This window comes from Leclercia sp. Colony189 (assembly GCF_009740165.1).
Classification (GTDB): domain Bacteria; phylum Pseudomonadota; class Gammaproteobacteria; order Enterobacterales; family Enterobacteriaceae; genus Enterobacter.
The window spans coordinates 4,367,812-4,384,751 of the sequence record NZ_CP046557.1 but is presented as its reverse complement, the minus strand read 5'-3'; the positions used below and the strand labels follow the sequence as shown (position 1 = coordinate 4,384,751).

At 50.6% G+C, this 16,940-nt stretch carries 33 protein-coding genes; 31 read left to right on the top strand and 2 right to left on the bottom strand.

The window, feature by feature from the left end; translation table 11 throughout:
- Positions 1 to 159: 159 nt before the first annotated feature.
- From rpsJ to GNG29_RS20820, 31 genes are all read left to right on the top strand, one after another.
- The gene (gene rpsJ, locus GNG29_RS20970) at positions 160 to 471 is read left to right on the top strand and encodes a 30S ribosomal protein S10 (protein WP_001181005.1); all 312 of its coding nucleotides are present in this window, start codon (positions 160 to 162) and stop codon (positions 469 to 471) included.
- A gap of 32 nt (positions 472 to 503) precedes the next feature.
- Positions 504 to 1,133 carry a 50S ribosomal protein L3 gene (gene rplC / locus GNG29_RS20965; RefSeq protein WP_006817279.1) on the top strand — a complete coding sequence of 210 codons (630 nt, stop codon included), beginning with the start codon at positions 504 to 506 and terminating at the stop codon, positions 1,131 to 1,133.
- A gap of 10 nt (positions 1,134 to 1,143) precedes the next feature.
- A complete protein-coding gene (gene rplD / locus GNG29_RS20960) occupies positions 1,144 to 1,749 on the top strand; it encodes a 50S ribosomal protein L4 (protein ID WP_003031119.1) in 606 nt (201 codons plus the stop codon).
- The gene (rplW, locus tag GNG29_RS20955; RefSeq protein ID WP_000617546.1) at positions 1,746 to 2,048 is read left to right on the top strand and encodes a 50S ribosomal protein L23; all 303 of its coding nucleotides are present in this window, start codon (positions 1,746 to 1,748) and stop codon (positions 2,046 to 2,048) included. Before rplD ends, rplW begins: the two co-directional genes overlap by 4 nt.
- A gap of 17 nt (positions 2,049 to 2,065) precedes the next feature.
- Positions 2,066 to 2,887 carry a 50S ribosomal protein L2 gene (gene rplB, locus GNG29_RS20950; RefSeq protein WP_000301859.1) on the top strand — a complete coding sequence of 274 codons (822 nt, stop codon included), beginning with the start codon at positions 2,066 to 2,068 and terminating at the stop codon, positions 2,885 to 2,887.
- Positions 2,888 to 2,903: 16 nt separating this feature from the next.
- Entirely contained in the window at positions 2,904 to 3,182 is a 279-nt protein-coding gene (rpsS, locus tag GNG29_RS20945) for a 30S ribosomal protein S19 (protein ID WP_001138115.1), read from the top strand.
- Positions 3,183 to 3,196: 14 nt separating this feature from the next.
- Positions 3,197 to 3,529, top strand: coding sequence for a 50S ribosomal protein L22 (gene rplV, locus GNG29_RS20940; protein ID WP_002919773.1), 333 nt, complete (start codon positions 3,197 to 3,199; stop codon positions 3,527 to 3,529).
- Positions 3,530 to 3,546: 17 nt separating this feature from the next.
- The gene (gene rpsC, locus GNG29_RS20935; RefSeq protein ID WP_000529945.1) at positions 3,547 to 4,248 is read left to right on the top strand and encodes a 30S ribosomal protein S3; all 702 of its coding nucleotides are present in this window, start codon (positions 3,547 to 3,549) and stop codon (positions 4,246 to 4,248) included.
- A 12-nt stretch (positions 4,249 to 4,260) separates the two neighbouring features.
- Positions 4,261 to 4,671, top strand: a complete 411-nt coding sequence (rplP, locus tag GNG29_RS20930; RefSeq protein ID WP_002919759.1) for a 50S ribosomal protein L16 — start codon at positions 4,261 to 4,263, stop codon at positions 4,669 to 4,671.
- Complete coding sequence (gene rpmC / locus GNG29_RS20925; protein ID WP_032614707.1) at positions 4,671 to 4,862, top strand: 50S ribosomal protein L29; 192 nt, start codon at positions 4,671 to 4,673, stop codon at positions 4,860 to 4,862. Before rplP ends, rpmC begins: the two co-directional genes overlap by 1 nt.
- On the top strand, positions 4,862 to 5,116 hold the full coding sequence (rpsQ, locus tag GNG29_RS20920; protein ID WP_008457160.1) for a 30S ribosomal protein S17: 255 nt from the start codon (positions 4,862 to 4,864) through the stop codon (positions 5,114 to 5,116). The genes rpmC and rpsQ overlap by 1 nt, the downstream gene beginning before the upstream one ends.
- Positions 5,117 to 5,281: 165 nt before the next feature.
- Positions 5,282 to 5,653 carry a 50S ribosomal protein L14 gene (gene rplN, locus GNG29_RS20915; protein WP_002919748.1) on the top strand — a complete coding sequence of 124 codons (372 nt, stop codon included), beginning with the start codon at positions 5,282 to 5,284 and terminating at the stop codon, positions 5,651 to 5,653.
- Between the two features lie 10 nt (positions 5,654 to 5,663).
- Entirely contained in the window at positions 5,664 to 5,978 is a 315-nt protein-coding gene (gene rplX, locus GNG29_RS20910) for a 50S ribosomal protein L24 (protein WP_000729185.1), read from the top strand.
- A 14-nt stretch (positions 5,979 to 5,992) separates the two neighbouring features.
- On the top strand, positions 5,993 to 6,532 hold the full coding sequence (rplE, locus tag GNG29_RS20905; protein WP_007702494.1) for a 50S ribosomal protein L5: 540 nt from the start codon (positions 5,993 to 5,995) through the stop codon (positions 6,530 to 6,532).
- 14 nt (positions 6,533 to 6,546) lie between these two features.
- On the top strand, positions 6,547 to 6,852 hold the full coding sequence (gene rpsN, locus GNG29_RS20900; protein WP_042396030.1) for a 30S ribosomal protein S14: 306 nt from the start codon (positions 6,547 to 6,549) through the stop codon (positions 6,850 to 6,852).
- Between the two features lie 33 nt (positions 6,853 to 6,885).
- Entirely contained in the window at positions 6,886 to 7,278 is a 393-nt protein-coding gene (gene rpsH, locus GNG29_RS20895; protein ID WP_003031127.1) for a 30S ribosomal protein S8, read from the top strand.
- A 12-nt stretch (positions 7,279 to 7,290) separates the two neighbouring features.
- The gene (gene rplF / locus GNG29_RS20890; protein WP_103177266.1) at positions 7,291 to 7,824 is read left to right on the top strand and encodes a 50S ribosomal protein L6; all 534 of its coding nucleotides are present in this window, start codon (positions 7,291 to 7,293) and stop codon (positions 7,822 to 7,824) included.
- A 9-nt stretch (positions 7,825 to 7,833) separates the two neighbouring features.
- Positions 7,834 to 8,187 (top strand): 50S ribosomal protein L18, encoded by a 354-nt coding sequence (gene rplR / locus GNG29_RS20885; RefSeq protein ID WP_039076817.1) that lies wholly within the window; start codon positions 7,834 to 7,836, stop codon positions 8,185 to 8,187.
- A gap of 14 nt (positions 8,188 to 8,201) precedes the next feature.
- Entirely contained in the window at positions 8,202 to 8,702 is a 501-nt protein-coding gene (gene rpsE, locus GNG29_RS20880; protein ID WP_007369821.1) for a 30S ribosomal protein S5, read from the top strand.
- Positions 8,703 to 8,708: 6 nt separating this feature from the next.
- Positions 8,709 to 8,888, top strand: a complete 180-nt coding sequence (gene rpmD / locus GNG29_RS20875) for a 50S ribosomal protein L30 (protein WP_003863301.1) — start codon at positions 8,709 to 8,711, stop codon at positions 8,886 to 8,888.
- 3 nt (positions 8,889 to 8,891) lie between these two features.
- Positions 8,892 to 9,326 carry a 50S ribosomal protein L15 gene (gene rplO / locus GNG29_RS20870; protein ID WP_039032065.1) on the top strand — a complete coding sequence of 145 codons (435 nt, stop codon included), beginning with the start codon at positions 8,892 to 8,894 and terminating at the stop codon, positions 9,324 to 9,326.
- Positions 9,327 to 9,333: 7 nt separating this feature from the next.
- The gene (secY, locus tag GNG29_RS20865) at positions 9,334 to 10,665 is read left to right on the top strand and encodes a preprotein translocase subunit SecY (RefSeq protein WP_103177265.1); all 1,332 of its coding nucleotides are present in this window, start codon (positions 9,334 to 9,336) and stop codon (positions 10,663 to 10,665) included.
- A gap of 31 nt (positions 10,666 to 10,696) precedes the next feature.
- Positions 10,697 to 10,813 (top strand): 50S ribosomal protein L36, encoded by a 117-nt coding sequence (gene rpmJ / locus GNG29_RS20860; protein ID WP_000868187.1) that lies wholly within the window; start codon positions 10,697 to 10,699, stop codon positions 10,811 to 10,813.
- A gap of 146 nt (positions 10,814 to 10,959) precedes the next feature.
- Positions 10,960 to 11,316 carry a 30S ribosomal protein S13 gene (rpsM, locus tag GNG29_RS20855; protein ID WP_003031135.1) on the top strand — a complete coding sequence of 119 codons (357 nt, stop codon included), beginning with the start codon at positions 10,960 to 10,962 and terminating at the stop codon, positions 11,314 to 11,316.
- Positions 11,317 to 11,332: 16 nt separating this feature from the next.
- Positions 11,333 to 11,722, top strand: a complete 390-nt coding sequence (rpsK, locus tag GNG29_RS20850) for a 30S ribosomal protein S11 (protein ID WP_003863312.1) — start codon at positions 11,333 to 11,335, stop codon at positions 11,720 to 11,722.
- Between the two features lie 34 nt (positions 11,723 to 11,756).
- On the top strand, positions 11,757 to 12,377 hold the full coding sequence (gene rpsD, locus GNG29_RS20845) for a 30S ribosomal protein S4 (protein ID WP_032614687.1): 621 nt from the start codon (positions 11,757 to 11,759) through the stop codon (positions 12,375 to 12,377).
- A gap of 25 nt (positions 12,378 to 12,402) precedes the next feature.
- Positions 12,403 to 13,392 (top strand): DNA-directed RNA polymerase subunit alpha, encoded by a 990-nt coding sequence (locus tag GNG29_RS20840; RefSeq protein WP_002919219.1) that lies wholly within the window; start codon positions 12,403 to 12,405, stop codon positions 13,390 to 13,392.
- A 40-nt stretch (positions 13,393 to 13,432) separates the two neighbouring features.
- Positions 13,433 to 13,816, top strand: coding sequence for a 50S ribosomal protein L17 (gene rplQ, locus GNG29_RS20835; protein ID WP_001216368.1), 384 nt, complete (start codon positions 13,433 to 13,435; stop codon positions 13,814 to 13,816).
- A gap of 105 nt (positions 13,817 to 13,921) precedes the next feature.
- Positions 13,922 to 14,290, top strand: coding sequence for a DUF1992 domain-containing protein (locus GNG29_RS20830; protein ID WP_156655295.1), 369 nt, complete (start codon positions 13,922 to 13,924; stop codon positions 14,288 to 14,290).
- A 2-nt stretch (positions 14,291 to 14,292) separates the two neighbouring features.
- The gene (gene zntR / locus GNG29_RS20825; RefSeq protein ID WP_103825482.1) at positions 14,293 to 14,718 is read left to right on the top strand and encodes a Zn(2+)-responsive transcriptional regulator; all 426 of its coding nucleotides are present in this window, start codon (positions 14,293 to 14,295) and stop codon (positions 14,716 to 14,718) included.
- Between the two features lie 55 nt (positions 14,719 to 14,773).
- A complete protein-coding gene (locus GNG29_RS20820; protein ID WP_114388362.1) occupies positions 14,774 to 15,019 on the top strand; it encodes an alternative ribosome-rescue factor A in 246 nt (81 codons plus the stop codon).
- Here GNG29_RS20820 and mscL read toward each other — a convergent pair.
- Both mscL and trkA read right to left on the bottom strand, forming a co-directional pair.
- Positions 14,987 to 15,403 carry a large-conductance mechanosensitive channel protein MscL gene (gene mscL, locus GNG29_RS20815; RefSeq protein WP_103177261.1) on the bottom strand — a complete coding sequence of 139 codons (417 nt, stop codon included), beginning with the start codon at positions 15,401 to 15,403 and terminating at the stop codon, positions 14,987 to 14,989. The two genes, GNG29_RS20820 and mscL, sit on opposite strands and share 33 nt — an antisense overlap.
- Positions 15,404 to 15,551: 148 nt before the next feature.
- A complete protein-coding gene (gene trkA / locus GNG29_RS20810; RefSeq protein WP_103177260.1) occupies positions 15,552 to 16,928 on the bottom strand; it encodes a Trk system potassium transporter TrkA in 1,377 nt (458 codons plus the stop codon).
- Positions 16,929 to 16,940 lie beyond the last annotated feature (12 nt).

Sequence of the window (16,940 nt, the reverse complement as noted above, 5' to 3'; positions counted from 1 at the left end):
CAGCTGGTTCAATCTGAACCCCGGGCAGCAATCTTTTTCAGTTGCCTAACAATGCTCCCAATCGGGGAGCTACGTAAGAACGGTTACACTCTCCCATCAATCGTAATGGGTCTGAGTAGTGATCATTTTCGTTTATAAAATAATTGGAGCTCTGGTCTCATGCAGAACCAAAGAATCCGTATCCGCCTTAAAGCGTTTGATCATCGTCTGATCGATCAATCAACCGCGGAAATCGTCGAGACTGCTAAGCGCACTGGTGCGCAAGTCCGTGGTCCGATCCCGCTGCCGACCCGCAAAGAGCGCTTTACCGTTCTGATCTCCCCGCACGTTAACAAAGACGCGCGTGATCAGTACGAGATCCGCACTCACAAGCGTCTGGTTGACATCGTTGAGCCAACTGAGAAAACCGTTGATGCTCTGATGCGTCTGGATCTGGCTGCCGGTGTAGACGTGCAGATCAGCCTGGGTTAATCAGGTCATCGAGCGATTGAGAGGTTGATACAATGATTGGTTTAGTCGGTAAAAAAGTGGGTATGACCCGCATCTTCACTGAAGATGGCGTTTCTATCCCAGTAACCGTAATCGAAGTTGAAGCAAACCGCGTTACTCAGGTTAAAGATCTGGCTAACGATGGCTACCGCGCTATTCAGGTTACCACTGGTGCTAAAAAAGCTAACCGTGTAACCAAACCAGAAGCGGGTCACTTCGCTAAAGCTGGCGTAGAAGCTGGCCGTGGTCTGTGGGAATTCCGCCTGGCTGAAGGCGAAGAGTTCACCGTAGGTCAGGACATTAGCGTTGAACTGTTTGCTGAAGTTAAAAAAGTTGACGTAACCGGTACCTCTAAAGGTAAAGGTTTTGCTGGTACCGTTAAGCGCTGGAACTTCCGTACCCAGGACGCTACTCACGGTAACTCCTTGTCTCACCGCGTTCCGGGTTCTATCGGTCAGAACCAGACTCCGGGCAAAGTGTTCAAAGGCAAGAAAATGGCAGGTCAGCTGGGTAACGAACGTGTAACCGTTCAGAGCCTGGACGTAGTACGTGTTGACGCTGAGCGCAACCTGCTGCTGGTTAAAGGTGCGGTCCCGGGTGCAACCGGTAGCGACCTGATCGTTAAACCAGCTGTGAAGGCGTAAGGGGATAGCAATGGAATTAGTATTGAAAGACGCGCAGAGCGCGCTGACTGTTTCCGAAACTACCTTCGGTCGTGATTTCAACGAAGCGCTGGTTCACCAGGTTGTTGTTGCTTATGCAGCTGGTGCTCGTCAGGGTACTCGTGCTCAGAAGACTCGTGCTGAAGTAACTGGTTCCGGCAAAAAGCCGTGGCGCCAGAAAGGTACTGGCCGTGCGCGTTCAGGTTCTATCAAGAGCCCGATCTGGCGTTCCGGTGGCGTGACCTTCGCTGCTCGCCCGCAGGACCACAGTCAAAAAGTTAATAAAAAGATGTACCGCGGCGCGCTGAAAAGCATCCTGTCCGAGCTGGTACGTCAGGATCGTCTGATCGTTGTCGAATCTTTCTCTGTAGAAGCGCCTAAAACTAAGCTGCTGGCACAGAAACTGAAAGACATGGCTCTGGAAGATGTGCTGATCATCACCGGTGAGCTGGACGAGAACCTGTTCCTGGCCGCACGTAACCTGCACAAGGTTGACGTACGCGATGCGACTGGTATCGACCCGGTTAGCCTGATCGCCTTCGACAAAGTCGTAATGACTGCTGATGCTGTTAAGCAAGTTGAGGAGATGCTGGCATGATTCGTGAAGAACGTCTGCTGAAGGTGCTGCGCGCACCGCACGTTTCTGAAAAAGCGTCTACTGCGATGGAAAAAACTAACACCATCGTTCTCAAAGTTGCTAAAGACGCGACCAAAGCAGAAATCAAAGCTGCTGTGCAGAAACTGTTTGAAGTCGAAGTCGAAGTCGTTAACACCCTGGTAGTTAAAGGGAAAGTTAAACGTCACGGACAGCGTATCGGTCGTCGTAGCGACTGGAAAAAAGCTTACGTCACCCTGAAAGAAGGCCAGAATCTGGACTTCGTTGGCGGCGCTGAGTAAGTCGGAGGAGTAATACAATGGCAGTTGTTAAATGTAAACCGACATCTCCGGGTCGTCGCCACGTTGTTAAAGTGGTTAACCCTGAGCTGCACAAGGGCAAGCCTTTTGCTCCGTTGCTGGAAAAGAACAGCAAATCCGGTGGTCGTAACAACAATGGCCGTATCACCACTCGTCACATCGGTGGTGGCCACAAGCAGGCTTATCGTATTGTTGACTTTAAACGCAACAAAGACGGTATCCCAGCAGTTGTTGAGCGTCTTGAGTACGATCCGAACCGTTCCGCGAACATCGCGCTGGTTCTGTACAAAGATGGCGAACGCCGTTACATCCTGGCCCCTAAAGGCCTGAAAGCTGGCGACCAGATTCAGTCTGGCGTTGATGCTGCAATCAAAGCAGGTAACACCCTGCCGATGCGCAATATCCCGGTTGGTTCTACCGTTCATAACGTAGAAATGAAACCAGGTAAAGGCGGTCAGCTGGCACGTTCCGCTGGTACTTACGTTCAGATCGTTGCGCGTGATGGTGCTTATGTCACCCTGCGTCTGCGTTCTGGTGAAATGCGTAAAGTCGAAGCAGACTGCCGCGCTACCCTGGGCGAAGTTGGCAATGCTGAGCATATGCTGCGCGTTCTGGGTAAAGCAGGTGCTGCACGCTGGCGTGGTGTTCGTCCTACCGTTCGCGGTACTGCGATGAACCCAGTCGACCACCCACATGGTGGTGGTGAAGGTCGTAACTTTGGTAAGCACCCGGTAACTCCGTGGGGCGTTCAGACCAAAGGTAAGAAGACCCGCAGCAACAAGCGTACTGATAAATTTATCGTACGTCGCCGTAGCAAATAATATTAGAGGATAAGCCATGCCACGTTCTCTCAAGAAAGGTCCTTTTATTGACCTGCACTTGCTGAAGAAGGTAGAGAAAGCGGTGGAAAGCGGAGACAAGAAGCCCCTGCGCACTTGGTCCCGTCGTTCAACGATCTTTCCTAACATGATCGGTTTGACCATCGCTGTCCATAATGGTCGTCAGCACGTTCCAGTATTCGTTTCCGATGAAATGGTCGGTCACAAACTGGGTGAATTCGCACCGACTCGTACTTATCGCGGCCACGCTGCTGATAAAAAAGCGAAGAAGAAATAAGGTAGGAGGAAGAGATGGAAACTTTAGCTCAACATCGCCATGCTCGTTCTTCTGCTCAGAAGGTTCGCCTTGTTGCTGACCTGATTCGCGGTAAGAAAGTGTCGCAGGCCCTGGATATTCTGACCTACACCAATAAGAAAGCGGCTGTACTGGTCAAGAAAGTTCTGGAATCTGCCATTGCTAACGCTGAACACAACGATGGCGCTGACATTGACGATCTGAAAGTTGCGAAAATTTTCGTAGACGAAGGCCCGAGCATGAAGCGCATTATGCCGCGTGCGAAAGGTCGTGCAGATCGCATCCTGAAGCGCACCAGCCACATTACTGTGGTTGTGTCCGATCGCTGAGACTCTGGAGACTAGCAATGGGTCAGAAAGTACATCCTAATGGTATTCGCCTGGGTATTGTAAAACCATGGAACTCAACCTGGTTTGCGAACACCAAAGAATTCGCTGACAACCTGGACAGCGATTTTAAAGTACGTCAGTACCTGACTAAGGAACTGGCTAAAGCGTCCGTATCTCGTATCGTAATCGAGCGTCCGGCTAAGAGCATCCGTGTGACCATTCACACTGCTCGTCCTGGCATCGTTATCGGTAAGAAAGGCGAAGACGTAGAAAAACTGCGCAAGGTCGTAGCGGATATCGCTGGCGTTCCTGCACAGATCAATATCGCTGAAGTTCGTAAGCCTGAACTGGACGCAAAACTGGTTGCTGACAGCATCACTTCTCAGCTGGAACGTCGTGTTATGTTCCGTCGTGCTATGAAGCGTGCTGTACAGAACGCAATGCGTCTGGGCGCTAAAGGTATCAAAGTTGAAGTTAGCGGCCGTCTGGGCGGCGCGGAAATCGCACGTACCGAATGGTACCGTGAAGGTCGCGTACCGCTGCACACTCTGCGTGCTGACATCGACTACAACACCTCTGAAGCGCACACCACTTACGGTGTAATCGGCGTTAAGGTATGGATCTTCAAAGGTGAGATCCTGGGTGGTATGGCTGCTGTTGAACAACCGGAAAAACCGGCTGCTCAACCTAAAAAGCAGCAGCGTAAAGGCCGTAAATAAGGAGCGTCGCTGATGTTACAACCAAAGCGTACAAAATTCCGTAAAGTGCACAAAGGCCGCAACCGTGGTCTGGCGCAGGGTACGGATGTTAGCTTCGGCACTTTCGGTCTGAAAGCTGTTGGCCGTGGTCGTCTGACTGCACGTCAGATCGAAGCAGCACGTCGTGCTATGACCCGTGCAGTTAAGCGTCAAGGTAAAATTTGGATCCGTGTATTCCCGGACAAACCAATTACCGAGAAGCCGCTGGAAGTTCGTATGGGTAAAGGTAAAGGTAACGTGGAGTACTGGGTTGCCTTGATTCAGCCGGGTAAAGTCCTGTATGAAATGGACGGCGTACCGGAAGAGCTGGCCCGTGAAGCATTCGGCCTGGCAGCAGCGAAACTGCCGATTAAAACCACCTTTGTAACTAAGACGGTGATGTAATGAAAGCAAATGAGCTGCGTGAAAAAAGCGTTGAAGAGCTGAACGCTGAGCTGCTGAACCTGCTGCGTGAGCAGTTCAACCTGCGCATGCAGGCTGCAAGTGGCCAGCTGCAACAGACTCACCTGCTGAAGCAAGTGCGTCGTGATGTTGCACGCGTTAAGACTTTACTGACTCAGAAGGCGGGTGCGTAATGACCGATAAAATCCGTACTCTGCAAGGTCGTGTTGTTAGCGACAAAATGGAGAAATCCATCGTTGTTGCTATCGAGCGCGTTGTGAAACACCCGATCTACGGTAAATTCATCAAGCGTACGACCAAACTGCACGTACATGACGAGAACAACGAATGTGGTATCGGTGACGTGGTAGAAATCCGCGAATGCCGTCCACTGTCCAAGACTAAGTCCTGGACGCTGGTTCGCGTTGTAGAGAAAGCGGTTCTGTAATAGAGTAGCCTTCTCGATACGAATAAACGGCTCAGCGATGAGCCGTTTATTTTTTCTACCCATATTGCAGAAGCGGTGTTATAATGCCGCGCCCTCGATATGGGGCTTTTTAACGGCTCTGATTTTAGAGTCTCAGGTAGTAGTTGACATTAGCGGAGCACTAAAATGATCCAAGAACAGACTATGCTGAACGTCGCCGACAACTCCGGTGCACGTCGCGTAATGTGTATCAAGGTTCTGGGTGGCTCGCACCGTCGCTACGCAGGCGTAGGCGACATCATCAAGATCACCATCAAAGAAGCAATTCCACGTGGTAAGGTCAAGAAAGGTGATGTGCTGAAAGCGGTAGTGGTGCGCACCAAGAAGGGTGTTCGTCGCCCTGACGGTTCTGTCATTCGCTTCGATGGTAATGCATGCGTTATTTTAAACAATAACAGCGAGCAGCCTATCGGCACGCGTATCTTTGGGCCGGTAACTCGTGAACTTCGTACTGAGAAGTTCATGAAAATTATCTCTCTGGCACCAGAAGTACTCTAAGGAGCGAATCATGGCAGCGAAAATCCGTCGTGATGACGAAGTTATCGTGTTAACCGGTAAAGATAAAGGTAAACGCGGTAAAGTAAAAAATGTCCTGTCTTCCGGCAAGGTCATTGTTGAAGGTATCAACCTGGTTAAGAAACATCAGAAGCCGGTTCCGGCCCTGAACCAGCCAGGTGGCATCGTTGAAAAAGAAGCTGCTATTCAGGTTTCTAACGTTGCAATCTTCAATGCGGCAACCGGCAAGGCTGACCGTGTAGGCTTTAGATTCGAAGACGGCAAAAAAGTCCGTTTCTTCAAGTCTAACAGCGAAACTATCAAGTAATTTGGAGTAGTACGATGGCGAAACTGCATGATTACTACAAAGACGAAGTAGTTAATAAGCTCATGACTGAGTTTAACTACAATTCTGTCATGCAAGTCCCTCGGGTCGAGAAGATCACCCTGAACATGGGTGTTGGTGAAGCGATCGCTGACAAGAAACTGCTGGATAACGCAGCAGCTGACCTGGCAGCTATCTCCGGTCAAAAACCGTTGATCACCAAAGCACGCAAATCTGTTGCAGGCTTCAAAATCCGTCAGGGCTATCCGATCGGCTGTAAAGTAACTCTGCGTGGCGAACGCATGTGGGAGTTCTTTGAGCGCCTGATCACTATTGCTGTACCTCGTATCCGTGACTTCCGTGGCTTGTCCGCTAAGTCTTTCGACGGTCGTGGTAACTACAGCATGGGTGTCCGTGAGCAGATCATCTTCCCAGAAATCGACTACGATAAAGTCGACCGCGTGCGTGGTTTGGATATTACCATTACCACTACTGCGAAATCTGACGAAGAAGGCCGTGCTCTGCTGGCTGCCTTTGACTTCCCGTTCCGCAAGTAAGGTAGGGTTACTGAATGGCTAAGCAATCAATGAAAGCACGCGAAGTAAAGCGCGTAGCTTTAGCTGATAAATTCTTCGCTAAACGCGCTGAACTGAAAGCGATCATTTCTGATGTGAACGCTTCCGACGAAGATCGTTGGAATGCAGTTCTCAAGCTGCAGACTCTGCCGCGTGATTCCAGCCCGTCTCGTCAGCGTAACCGCTGCCGTCAAACTGGTCGTCCGCACGCTTTCCTGCGGAAGTTCGGGTTGAGCCGTATCAAGGTCCGTGAAGCCGCAATGCGCGGTGAAATCCCGGGTCTGAAAAAGGCTAGCTGGTAATTGTCACCAATTGAATCACGGGAGTAAAGACAGATGAGCATGCAAGATCCGATCGCGGATATGCTGACCCGTATCCGTAACGGTCAGGCCGCGAACAAAGCTGCGGTCACCATGCCTTCCTCCAAGCTGAAAGTGGCAATCGCCAACGTGCTGAAGGAAGAAGGTTTTATCGAAGATTTTAAAGTTGAAGGCGACACCAAGCCTGAACTGGAACTTACTCTTAAGTATTTCCAGGGCAAGGCTGTTGTAGAAAGCATTCAGCGTGTCAGCCGCCCAGGTCTGCGCATCTACAAACGTAAAGATGAGCTGCCAAAAGTTATGGCCGGCATGGGTATCGCAGTTGTTTCTACCTCTAAAGGTGTTATGACTGATCGTGCAGCGCGCCAGGCTGGTCTTGGTGGCGAAATTATCTGCTACGTAGCCTAATCGGAGGAAAAAATGTCTCGTGTTGCTAAAGCACCGGTCGTTGTTCCTGCCGGCGTTGATGTAAAAATCAACGGTCAGGTTATTACGATCAAAGGTAAAAACGGCGAGCTGACTCGTACTCTCAACGATGCTGTTGAAGTTACTCATGCAGATAACGCTCTGACTTTCGGCCCACGTACTGGTTACGTTGATGGCTGGGCTCAGGCTGGTACCGCGCGTGCCCTGCTGAACTCAATGGTTATCGGTGTTACCGAAGGCTTCACTAAGAAGCTGCAGCTGGTTGGTGTAGGTTATCGTGCAGCGATCAAAGGGAACGCAGTAAGCCTGGCTCTGGGCTTCTCTCACCCTGTTGAACACGCGCTGCCAGCAGGTATTACTGCAGAATGTCCGTCTCAGACTGAAATCGTGCTGAAAGGCGCTGATAAACAGCTGATCGGTCAGGTTGCAGCAGATCTGCGCGCCTACCGTCGTCCTGAGCCTTACAAAGGCAAGGGTGTTCGTTACGCCGACGAAGTCGTGCGTACCAAAGAGGCTAAGAAGAAGTAAGGTAACACTATGGATAAGAAATCTGCTCGTATCCGTCGTGCGACCCGCGCACGCCGCAAGCTCAAAGAGCTGGGTGCAACTCGCCTGGTGGTACATCGTACCCCGCGTCATATTTACGCACAGGTAATTGCACCGAACGGTTCTGAAGTTCTGGTAGCTGCTTCTACTGTAGAAAAAGCTATCTCTGAACAATTGAAGTACACCGGTAACAAAGACGCCGCTGCAGCTGTAGGTAAAGCTGTTGCTGAACGCGCTCTGGAAAAAGGCATCAAAGATGTTTCCTTTGACCGTTCCGGGTTCCAATATCATGGTCGTGTCCAGGCACTGGCAGATGCTGCCCGTGAAGCTGGCCTTCAGTTCTAAGGTAGAGGTGTAAGATGGCTCACATCGAAAAACAAGCTGGCGAACTGCAGGAAAAGCTGATCGCGGTTAACCGCGTATCTAAAACCGTTAAAGGTGGTCGTATTTTCTCCTTCACAGCTCTGACTGTAGTTGGCGATGGTAACGGTCGCGTTGGTTTTGGTTACGGTAAAGCGCGTGAAGTTCCAGCAGCGATCCAGAAAGCGATGGAAAAAGCCCGTCGCAATATGATTAACGTCGCGCTGAACCACGGCACCCTGCAGCACCCAGTTAAGGGTACTCACACGGGTTCTCGTGTCTTCATGCAGCCGGCTTCCGAAGGTACCGGTATCATCGCCGGTGGTGCAATGCGCGCCGTTCTGGAAGTCGCTGGGGTTCATAACGTTCTGGCTAAAGCATACGGTTCCACCAACCCGATCAACGTGGTTCGTGCAACTATTGATGGCCTGGAAAATATGAAATCTCCAGAAATGGTCGCTGCCAAGCGTGGTAAATCCGTTGAAGAAATTCTGGGGTAATTGACCATGGCAAAGACTATTAAAATTACACAAACCCGCAGTGCAATCGGACGTCTGCCGAAACACAAGGCAACGCTGCTTGGCCTGGGTCTGCGTCGTATTGGTCATACCGTTGAGCGCGAGGATACTCCTGCTGTACGTGGTATGGTCAACGCGGTTTACTTCATGGTTAAAGTTGAGGAGTAAGAGATGCGTTTAAATACTCTGTCTCCGGCCGAAGGCTCTAAAAAGGCGGGTAAACGCCTGGGTCGTGGTATCGGTTCTGGCCTCGGCAAAACCGGTGGTCGTGGTCACAAAGGTCAGAACTCTCGTTCTGGCGGTGGCGTACGTCGCGGTTTCGAGGGTGGCCAGATGCCACTGTACCGTCGTCTGCCGAAGTTCGGCTTCACCTCTCGCAAATCAGCGATCACAGCCGAAGTTCGTCTGTCTGACCTGGCGAAAGTTGAAGGCGGCGTTGTAGACCTGAACACGCTGAAAGCAGCAAACATTATCGGTATTCAGATCGAGTTCGCGAAAGTGATCCTGTCTGGTGAAGTTTCTACCCCGGTAACTGTTCGTGGCCTGCGTGTTACTAAAGGTGCTCGTGCTGCTATCGAAGCTGCTGGCGGTAAAATTGAGGAATAAGTAGCAGATGGCTAAACAACCGGGATTAGATTTTCAAAGTGCCAAAGGTGGGCTTGGCGAACTGAAACGCAGACTTTTGTTTGTGATCGGTGCGCTGATTGTTTTCCGTATTGGCTCTTTTATTCCGATCCCTGGTATTGATGCCGCTGTACTTGCCAAACTGCTTGAGCAACAGCGTGGCACCATCATTGAAATGTTTAACATGTTCTCTGGTGGTGCTCTCAGCCGTGCTTCTATCTTTGCTCTGGGTATCATGCCGTATATTTCGGCATCGATTATTATCCAGCTGCTGACGGTCGTTCATCCGGCCCTGGCAGAACTGAAGAAAGAAGGGGAGTCTGGTCGTCGTAAGATCAGCCAGTACACCCGCTACGGTACTCTGGTGCTGGCAATATTCCAGTCGATCGGTATTGCTACCGGTCTACCGAATATGCCTGGTATGCAGGGCCTGGTTATTAACCCAGGCTTTGCATTCTATTTCACCGCTGTTGTAAGTCTGGTTTCAGGAACAATGTTCCTCATGTGGCTCGGCGAACAAATTACTGAACGGGGTATTGGTAACGGTATTTCGATCATTATTTTCGCCGGTATTGTTGCGGGACTCCCGCCAGCCATTGCCCATACTATCGAGCAAGCGCGTCAAGGCGACCTGCACTTCCTCCTGTTGCTGTTGGTTGCAGTATTAGTATTTGCAGTGACGTTCTTTGTTATCTTCGTTGAACGTGGTCAACGCCGCATTGTGGTAAACTACGCGAAACGTCAACAAGGCCGTCGTGTCTATGCTGCACAGAGCACACATTTACCGCTGAAAGTGAATATGGCAGGGGTAATCCCGGCAATCTTCGCTTCCAGTATTATTCTGTTCCCGGCGACCATCGCGTCATGGTTCGGGGGCGGTACTGGTTGGAACTGGCTGACAACAATTTCGCTGTATTTGCAGCCTGGGCAACCGCTTTATGTGTTACTCTATGCGTCTGCGATCATCTTCTTCTGTTTCTTCTACACGGCGTTGGTCTTCAACCCGCGTGAAACAGCAGATAACCTGAAGAAGTCCGGTGCATTTGTACCAGGAATTCGTCCGGGAGAGCAAACGGCGAAGTATATCGATAAAGTAATGACCCGCCTGACTCTGGTTGGTGCGCTTTATATTACCTTTATCTGCCTGATCCCGGAGTTCATGCGTGATGCAATGAAAGTACCGTTCTACTTCGGTGGAACCTCACTGCTTATCGTTGTTGTCGTGATTATGGACTTTATGGCTCAAGTGCAAACTCTAATGATGTCAAGTCAGTACGAGTCTGCATTGAAGAAGGCGAACCTGAAAGGCTACGGCCGCTAATAGGTCGCCCGAGAAGTTACGGAGAGTAAAAATGAAAGTTCGTGCTTCCGTCAAGAAATTATGCCGTAACTGCAAAATCGTTAAGCGTGATGGTGTCATCCGTGTGATTTGCAGTGCCGAGCCGAAGCATAAACAGCGCCAAGGCTGATTATTTCGCATATTTTTCTTGCAAAGTTGGGTTGAGCTGGCTAGATTAGCCAGCCAATCTTTTGTATGTCTGTACGTTTCCATTTGAGTATCCTGAAAACGGGCTTTTCAGCATGGTGCGTACATATTAAATAGTAGGAGTGCATAGTGGCCCGTATAGCAGGCATTAACATTCCTGATCAGAAACATGCTGTGATCGCATTAACTTCGATCTATGGCGTCGGCAAGACCCGTTCTAAAGCCATTCTGGCTGCAGCGGGTATCGCTGAAGATGTTAAGATCAGTGAGCTGTCTGAAGAACAAATCGACACGCTGCGTGACGAAGTTGCCAAATTTGTCGTTGAAGGTGATCTGCGCCGTGAAGTTAGCATGAGCATCAAGCGCCTGATGGATCTTGGTTGCTATCGCGGTTTGCGTCATCGTCGTGGTCTGCCAGTGCGCGGTCAGCGTACTAAGACCAACGCACGTACCCGTAAGGGTCCGCGCAAACCGATCAAGAAATAATCGGGGTGATTGAATAATGGCAAAGGCACCAGTTCGTGCACGTAAGCGTGTAAGAAAACAAGTCTCTGACGGCGTGGCTCATATCCATGCTTCTTTCAACAACACCATCGTTACTATTACTGATCGTCAGGGTAACGCGCTGGGTTGGGCAACAGCCGGTGGTTCCGGTTTCCGTGGTTCTCGCAAATCCACTCCGTTCGCAGCTCAGGTTGCAGCAGAGCGTTGCGCTGAAGCCGTAAAAGAATACGGCATCAAGAATCTGGAAGTTATGGTAAAAGGTCCGGGTCCGGGTCGCGAATCTACCGTTCGTGCTCTGAACGCCGCTGGTTTCCGCATCACTAATATTACTGATGTGACTCCGATCCCTCATAACGGTTGTCGTCCGCCGAAAAAACGTCGCGTATAACGCGTTCGTTTTCCAGGTTTGTTGGAGATAGAAAATGGCAAGATATTTGGGTCCTAAGCTCAAGCTGAGCCGTCGTGAGGGCACCGACTTATTCCTTAAGTCTGGCGTTCGCGCGATCGATACCAAGTGTAAAATTGAACAAGCTCCTGGCCAGCACGGTGCGCGTAAACCGCGTCTGTCTGACTATGGTGTGCAGTTGCGTGAAAAGCAAAAAGTTCGCCGTATGTACGGTGTGCTGGAGCGTCAGTTCCGTAACTACTATAAAGAAGCAGCACGTCTGAAAGGCAACACCGGTGAAAACCTGTTGGCTCTGCTGGAAGGTCGTCTGGACAACGTTGTATACCGTATGGGCTTTGGCGCCACTCGTGCTGAAGCACGTCAGATGGTTAGCCATAAAGCAATCATGGTAAACGGTCGTGTTGTTAACATCGCTTCTTATCAGGTTAAAGCGAATGACGTTGTTAGCATTCGTGAGAAAGCGAAAAAGCAATCTCGCGTGAAAGCCGCTCTGGAGCTGGCTGAGCAGCGTGAAAAGCCAACCTGGCTGGAAGTTGATGCTGGCAAGATGGAAGGTACGTTCAAGCGTCAGCCAGAACGTTCTGATCTGTCTGCGGACATTAACGAACACCTGATCGTCGAGCTTTACTCCAAGTAAAGCTTAGTACCAAAGAGAGGACACAATGCAGGGTTCTGTGACAGAGTTTCTAAAACCGCGCCTGGTAGATATCGAGCAAGTGAGTTCGACGCACGCCAAGGTGACCCTTGAGCCTTTAGAGCGTGGCTTTGGCCATACTCTGGGTAACGCACTGCGCCGTATTCTGCTCTCATCGATGCCGGGTTGCGCGGTGACCGAGGTTGAGATTGATGGTGTACTTCATGAGTACAGCACCAAAGAAGGCGTTCAGGAAGATATCCTTGAAATCCTGCTCAACCTGAAAGGGCTGGCGGTGAGAGTTCAGGGTAAAGATGAAGTTATTCTTACTCTGAATAAATCTGGCATTGGCCCTGTGACTGCAGCCGACATCACCCACGACGGTGATGTTGAAATCGTCAAGCCGCAGCACGTGATCTGCCACCTGACCGATGAGAACGCAGCTATCAGCATGCGTATCAAAGTTCAGCGCGGTCGTGGTTATGTGCCGGCTTCTGCCCGAATTCATTCGGAAGAAGATGAGCGCCCAATCGGCCGTCTGCTGGTCGACGCATGCTACAGCCCTGTAGAGCGTATTGCCTACAATGTTGAAGCAGCGCGTGTAGAACAGCGTACCGACCTGGACAAGCTGGTCATCGAAATGGAAACCAACGGCACAATCGATCCTGAAGAGGCGATTCGTCGTGCGGCAACCATCCTGGCAGAACAACTGGAAGCTTTCGTTGACTTACGTGATGTACGTCAGCCGGAAGTGAAAGAAGAGAAACCAGAATTCGATCCGATCCTGCTGCGCCCTGTTGACGATCTGGAATTGACTGTCCGCTCTGCTAACTGCCTCAAGGCAGAAGCTATCCACTATATCGGTGATCTGGTACAGCGTACCGAGGTTGAGTTGCTGAAAACGCCGAACCTGGGTAAAAAATCTCTTACTGAGATTAAAGACGTGCTGGCTTCACGTGGTCTGTCTCTGGGCATGCGCCTGGAAAACTGGCCACCAGCAAGCATTGCTGACGAGTAACCGGATCACAGGTTAAGGTTTTACTGAGAAGGATAAGGTCATGCGCCATCGTAAGAGTGGTCGTCAACTGAACCGCAACAGCAGCCATCGCCAGGCTATGTTCCGCAACATGGCAGGTTCACTGGTTCGTCATGAAATCATCAAGACGACCCTGCCTAAAGCGAAAGAGCTGCGTCGCGTAGTTGAGCCGCTGATTACTCTTGCCAAGACTGACAGCGTTGCTAATCGTCGTCTGGCATTCGCCCGCACTCGTGATAACGAGATCGTGGCAAAACTGTTTAACGAACTGGGCCCGCGTTTCGCGAGCCGTGCCGGTGGTTACACTCGTATTCTGAAGTGTGGCTTCCGTGCAGGCGACAACGCTCCGATGGCTTACATCGAGCTGGTTGATCGTTCAGAGAAAGCAGAAGCTGCTGCAGAGTAATCTGCAGTAACGTAAAAAAACCCGCTCCGGCGGGTTTTTTTATATCCGCTGAATCCCCATTTTCTACACTACTCTTATTCTTTTCCTACTCTCTGGAGTTTTGCTATGTGGTTATTGGACCAATGGGCAGAACGACATATCCTGGATGCCCAGCGCCAGGGTGAATTCGATGACCTGCCCGGCAGTGGCCAGCCGCTGAAACTGAATGATGATTCACATGTTCCCCCAGAGCTGCGAGCGGCCTACCGCATGTTGAAAAACGCGGGTTGCCTCCCTCCTGAACTTGAACAGCGTAAAGAGGCGATCGAACTGTCTCACTTGCTCACCACAGTCAAAGAGGGAACTGCAGCGCATGCGGATTACGCCCGCCGTCTCGCCCTTCTGGAACTAAAGCTGCGCCAGGCGGGAGCGAGTACGGAGTTTCTGCGCGGGGATTATGCTGAACGTCTAATGCAAAAAATGAAGGAGGAGTAGCGATGTATCGTATTGGTGAGCTTGCTAAGCTGGCTGAGGTTACCCCTGATACTATTCGTTATTACGAAAAGCAGCAGATGATGGAACATGAGATACGCACTGAAGGGGGCTTCCGGCTTTATACCGACCGGGATCTTCAGCGCCTTAAGTTTATTCGTCATGCGCGACAGCTGGGGTTTACCCTGGAATCGATCCGCGAGCTACTGTCGATCCGTATCGATCCCGAGCATCACACCTGCCAGGAATCAAAAAGTATTGTGCAGGCGAGATTGAGTGAAGTCGAGGCGCGCATCGAAGAGCTTCAAACCATGCGGCTCTCTTTACAGCGGTTGAACGATGCCTGTTGCGGTACTGCACATAGCAGCGTTTACTGTTCTATTCTGGAAACCCTTGAACAAGGGGCGAATGGCGAGTCTCGCGGATGTTGATTTTATTGTCAGCACCTTCTAAACTCGCGTCGATATTTTGAACACTGGAGAAAGTATGAGCCATTATCAACACAAGAAAGGTCAGATCAACGACAATGCCATTGAGGCGTTACTGCATGATCCTTTATTCAGACAGCGAATCGAGAAGAACAAGAAAGGGAAAGGAAGTTATCTGCGCAAAACTAAACATGCAAAACGGGGTAACTGGGAGGCCAGTGGCAAGCAAGCGAATCGCTTTCTTACCACTGGCCTTCTTGCTTTGAGTGGCTTACAAAGTGCGGTTGTTCTGCGCTTTCAGTAAGTCACGAATTTCAGTAAGCAGCACTTCTTCTTTCGATGGGGCTGGCGGCGCAGCCGGTTCTTCTTTTTTCTTACGGTTTAATTTGTTGATGAGCTTAATGGCCATAAAGATGGCGAAAGCAACAATCATGAAATCAAATACGTTTTGAATAAACACGCCATAGTGCATTACCACCGCAGGGACATCACCTTGAGCTTCCCGCAGCGTTATGGCGAATTGCTTGAAATCTATTCCGCCAATTAAAAGGCCCAGTGGTGGCATGATGATATCCGCAACCAGTGATGAAACGATCTTGCCAAACGCCGCACCAATAATCACACCCACAGCCAAATCCACTACGTTTCCGCGCATCGCAAATTCGCGAAATTCTTTAATAAAACTCATTTTGTTCTCCTTGTGCCAGCTGACAAATACAAGTCTAACAAATCATTAGCGGATTGCCATTGAAGAGAGACATACGTCACAGAAATATAACCCTTACATATTATTGGGTTAAAAAGAAAAGGTGCTGAAAACAGCACCTTTGCAAGCGTCAGAGGAAGAAAGGACTTGGCTGGAATAAGCGCTCGACGTCGGTAATAAACTTTTTGTCTGTCAGGAACATAATAACGTGATCGCCCTGCTCAATGCGTAGATTGTCATTAGCGATCATGACATCGTTACCCCGCACTACTGCACCAATGATAGTGCCCGGCGGGAGTTTAATCTCATCGATGGTACGCCCAACCACACGGGACGTGCTTTCGTCGCCATGCGCCACGGCTTCGATAGCTTCTGCCACTCCACGACGGAGGGAAGAAACGCCAACGATATCCGCTTTTCGCACGTGACTCAGCAGGGCAGAGATAGTGGCCTGTTGCGGCGAAATCGCAATATCGATAACGCTTCCCTGCACCAGATCGACATAGGCTTTGCGCTGGATAAGCACCATGACCTTCTTCGCACCCATCCGTTTTGCCAGCATCGCTGACATGATGTTGGCTTCGTCGTCGTTGGTAACAGCAATGAAAAGATCAACCTGATCGATATGCTCTTCGGCAAGCAGCTCCTGATCCGACGCATCGCCATAGAAAACGATCGTATTTTGCAGTTTTTCTGCCAGTTCAGCGGCGCGCTGTTGATCCCGTTCGATCAATTTTACGCTGTAGTCTTTTTCCAGCTGCCGGGCCAGGCCAGCGCCGATATTACCGCCCCCGACCAGCATGATGCGCTTATAGGGTTTTTCCAGTCGCTGAAGCTCGCTCATTACCGCACGGATGTGCTGTGACGCGGCGATAAAGAAGACCTCGTCACCAGCTTCGACAATGGTAGAGCCTTGGGGACGAATAGGGCGGTCATGACGGAAAATCGCGGCGACGCGCGTATCGATGTGCGGCATATGTTCGCGCATCGTAGAGAGTGCGTTACCGATCAGCGGGCCGCCATAGTAGGCTTTTACTACCGCAAGACTGACCTTGCCCTCTGCGAAGTTGACTACCTGCAGTGCGCCCGGGTATTCAATCAGGCGGTAAATACTGTCGATAACCAGCTGTTCCGGCGCGATTAAGTGGTCGATTGGCACCGCATCGGACTGAAACAACTTATCGGCATCACGAACGTAATCCGGCGAACGTATACGCGCGATTCGGTTTGGGGTATTAAATAACGAATAGGCCACCTGACAGGCCACCATATTCGTTTCATCAGAACTGGTGACAGCAACCAGCATATCTGCGTCATCCGCTCCGGCTTCACGCAACACTCGTGGGTGAGAGCCATGCCCCTGAACCACGCGCAGATCGAATTTATCCTGCAGGCCGCGCAGACGATCGCCATTGGTATCAACGATAGTGATGTCGTTATTCTCACCGACCAGGTTTTCTGCCAGCGTACCGCCTACCTGCCCCGCGCCCAGAATGATTATCTTCATATCTTGTGACCC

What these genes read in the sequence shown, in the direction of transcription:
- rpsJ (WP_001181005.1), top strand. Translation starts at nt 160, where the DNA reads ATGCAGAACCAAAGAATCCGTATCCGCCTTAAAGCGTTTGATCATCGT.
- rplC (WP_006817279.1), top strand. Translation starts at nt 504, where the DNA reads ATGATTGGTTTAGTCGGTAAAAAAGTGGGTATGACCCGCATCTTCACT.
- rplD (WP_003031119.1), top strand. Translation starts at nt 1,144, where the DNA reads ATGGAATTAGTATTGAAAGACGCGCAGAGCGCGCTGACTGTTTCCGAA.
- rplW (WP_000617546.1), top strand. Translation starts at nt 1,746, where the DNA reads ATGATTCGTGAAGAACGTCTGCTGAAGGTGCTGCGCGCACCGCACGTT.
- rplB (WP_000301859.1), top strand. Translation starts at nt 2,066, where the DNA reads ATGGCAGTTGTTAAATGTAAACCGACATCTCCGGGTCGTCGCCACGTT.
- rpsS (WP_001138115.1), top strand. Translation starts at nt 2,904, where the DNA reads ATGCCACGTTCTCTCAAGAAAGGTCCTTTTATTGACCTGCACTTGCTG.
- rplV (WP_002919773.1), top strand. Translation starts at nt 3,197, where the DNA reads ATGGAAACTTTAGCTCAACATCGCCATGCTCGTTCTTCTGCTCAGAAG.
- rpsC (WP_000529945.1), top strand. Translation starts at nt 3,547, where the DNA reads ATGGGTCAGAAAGTACATCCTAATGGTATTCGCCTGGGTATTGTAAAA.
- rplP (WP_002919759.1), top strand. Translation starts at nt 4,261, where the DNA reads ATGTTACAACCAAAGCGTACAAAATTCCGTAAAGTGCACAAAGGCCGC.
- rpmC (WP_032614707.1), top strand. Translation starts at nt 4,671, where the DNA reads ATGAAAGCAAATGAGCTGCGTGAAAAAAGCGTTGAAGAGCTGAACGCT.
- rpsQ (WP_008457160.1), top strand. Translation starts at nt 4,862, where the DNA reads ATGACCGATAAAATCCGTACTCTGCAAGGTCGTGTTGTTAGCGACAAA.
- rplN (WP_002919748.1), top strand. Translation starts at nt 5,282, where the DNA reads ATGATCCAAGAACAGACTATGCTGAACGTCGCCGACAACTCCGGTGCA.
- rplX (WP_000729185.1), top strand. Translation starts at nt 5,664, where the DNA reads ATGGCAGCGAAAATCCGTCGTGATGACGAAGTTATCGTGTTAACCGGT.
- rplE (WP_007702494.1), top strand. Translation starts at nt 5,993, where the DNA reads ATGGCGAAACTGCATGATTACTACAAAGACGAAGTAGTTAATAAGCTC.
- rpsN (WP_042396030.1), top strand. Translation starts at nt 6,547, where the DNA reads ATGGCTAAGCAATCAATGAAAGCACGCGAAGTAAAGCGCGTAGCTTTA.
- rpsH (WP_003031127.1), top strand. Translation starts at nt 6,886, where the DNA reads ATGAGCATGCAAGATCCGATCGCGGATATGCTGACCCGTATCCGTAAC.
- rplF (WP_103177266.1), top strand. Translation starts at nt 7,291, where the DNA reads ATGTCTCGTGTTGCTAAAGCACCGGTCGTTGTTCCTGCCGGCGTTGAT.
- rplR (WP_039076817.1), top strand. Translation starts at nt 7,834, where the DNA reads ATGGATAAGAAATCTGCTCGTATCCGTCGTGCGACCCGCGCACGCCGC.
- rpsE (WP_007369821.1), top strand. Translation starts at nt 8,202, where the DNA reads ATGGCTCACATCGAAAAACAAGCTGGCGAACTGCAGGAAAAGCTGATC.
- rpmD (WP_003863301.1), top strand. Translation starts at nt 8,709, where the DNA reads ATGGCAAAGACTATTAAAATTACACAAACCCGCAGTGCAATCGGACGT.
- rplO (WP_039032065.1), top strand. Translation starts at nt 8,892, where the DNA reads ATGCGTTTAAATACTCTGTCTCCGGCCGAAGGCTCTAAAAAGGCGGGT.
- secY (WP_103177265.1), top strand. Translation starts at nt 9,334, where the DNA reads ATGGCTAAACAACCGGGATTAGATTTTCAAAGTGCCAAAGGTGGGCTT.
- rpmJ (WP_000868187.1), top strand. Translation starts at nt 10,697, where the DNA reads ATGAAAGTTCGTGCTTCCGTCAAGAAATTATGCCGTAACTGCAAAATC.
- rpsK (WP_003863312.1), top strand. Translation starts at nt 11,333, where the DNA reads ATGGCAAAGGCACCAGTTCGTGCACGTAAGCGTGTAAGAAAACAAGTC.
- rpsD (WP_032614687.1), top strand. Translation starts at nt 11,757, where the DNA reads ATGGCAAGATATTTGGGTCCTAAGCTCAAGCTGAGCCGTCGTGAGGGC.
- GNG29_RS20840 (WP_002919219.1), top strand. Translation starts at nt 12,403, where the DNA reads ATGCAGGGTTCTGTGACAGAGTTTCTAAAACCGCGCCTGGTAGATATC.
- rplQ (WP_001216368.1), top strand. Translation starts at nt 13,433, where the DNA reads ATGCGCCATCGTAAGAGTGGTCGTCAACTGAACCGCAACAGCAGCCAT.
- GNG29_RS20830 (WP_156655295.1), top strand. Translation starts at nt 13,922, where the DNA reads ATGTGGTTATTGGACCAATGGGCAGAACGACATATCCTGGATGCCCAG.
- zntR (WP_103825482.1), top strand. Translation starts at nt 14,293, where the DNA reads ATGTATCGTATTGGTGAGCTTGCTAAGCTGGCTGAGGTTACCCCTGAT.
- GNG29_RS20820 (WP_114388362.1), top strand. Translation starts at nt 14,774, where the DNA reads ATGAGCCATTATCAACACAAGAAAGGTCAGATCAACGACAATGCCATT.
- mscL (WP_103177261.1), bottom strand. Translation starts at nt 15,403, where the DNA reads ATGAGTTTTATTAAAGAATTTCGCGAATTTGCGATGCGCGGAAACGTA.
- trkA (WP_103177260.1), bottom strand. Translation starts at nt 16,928, where the DNA reads ATGAAGATAATCATTCTGGGCGCGGGGCAGGTAGGCGGTACGCTGGCA.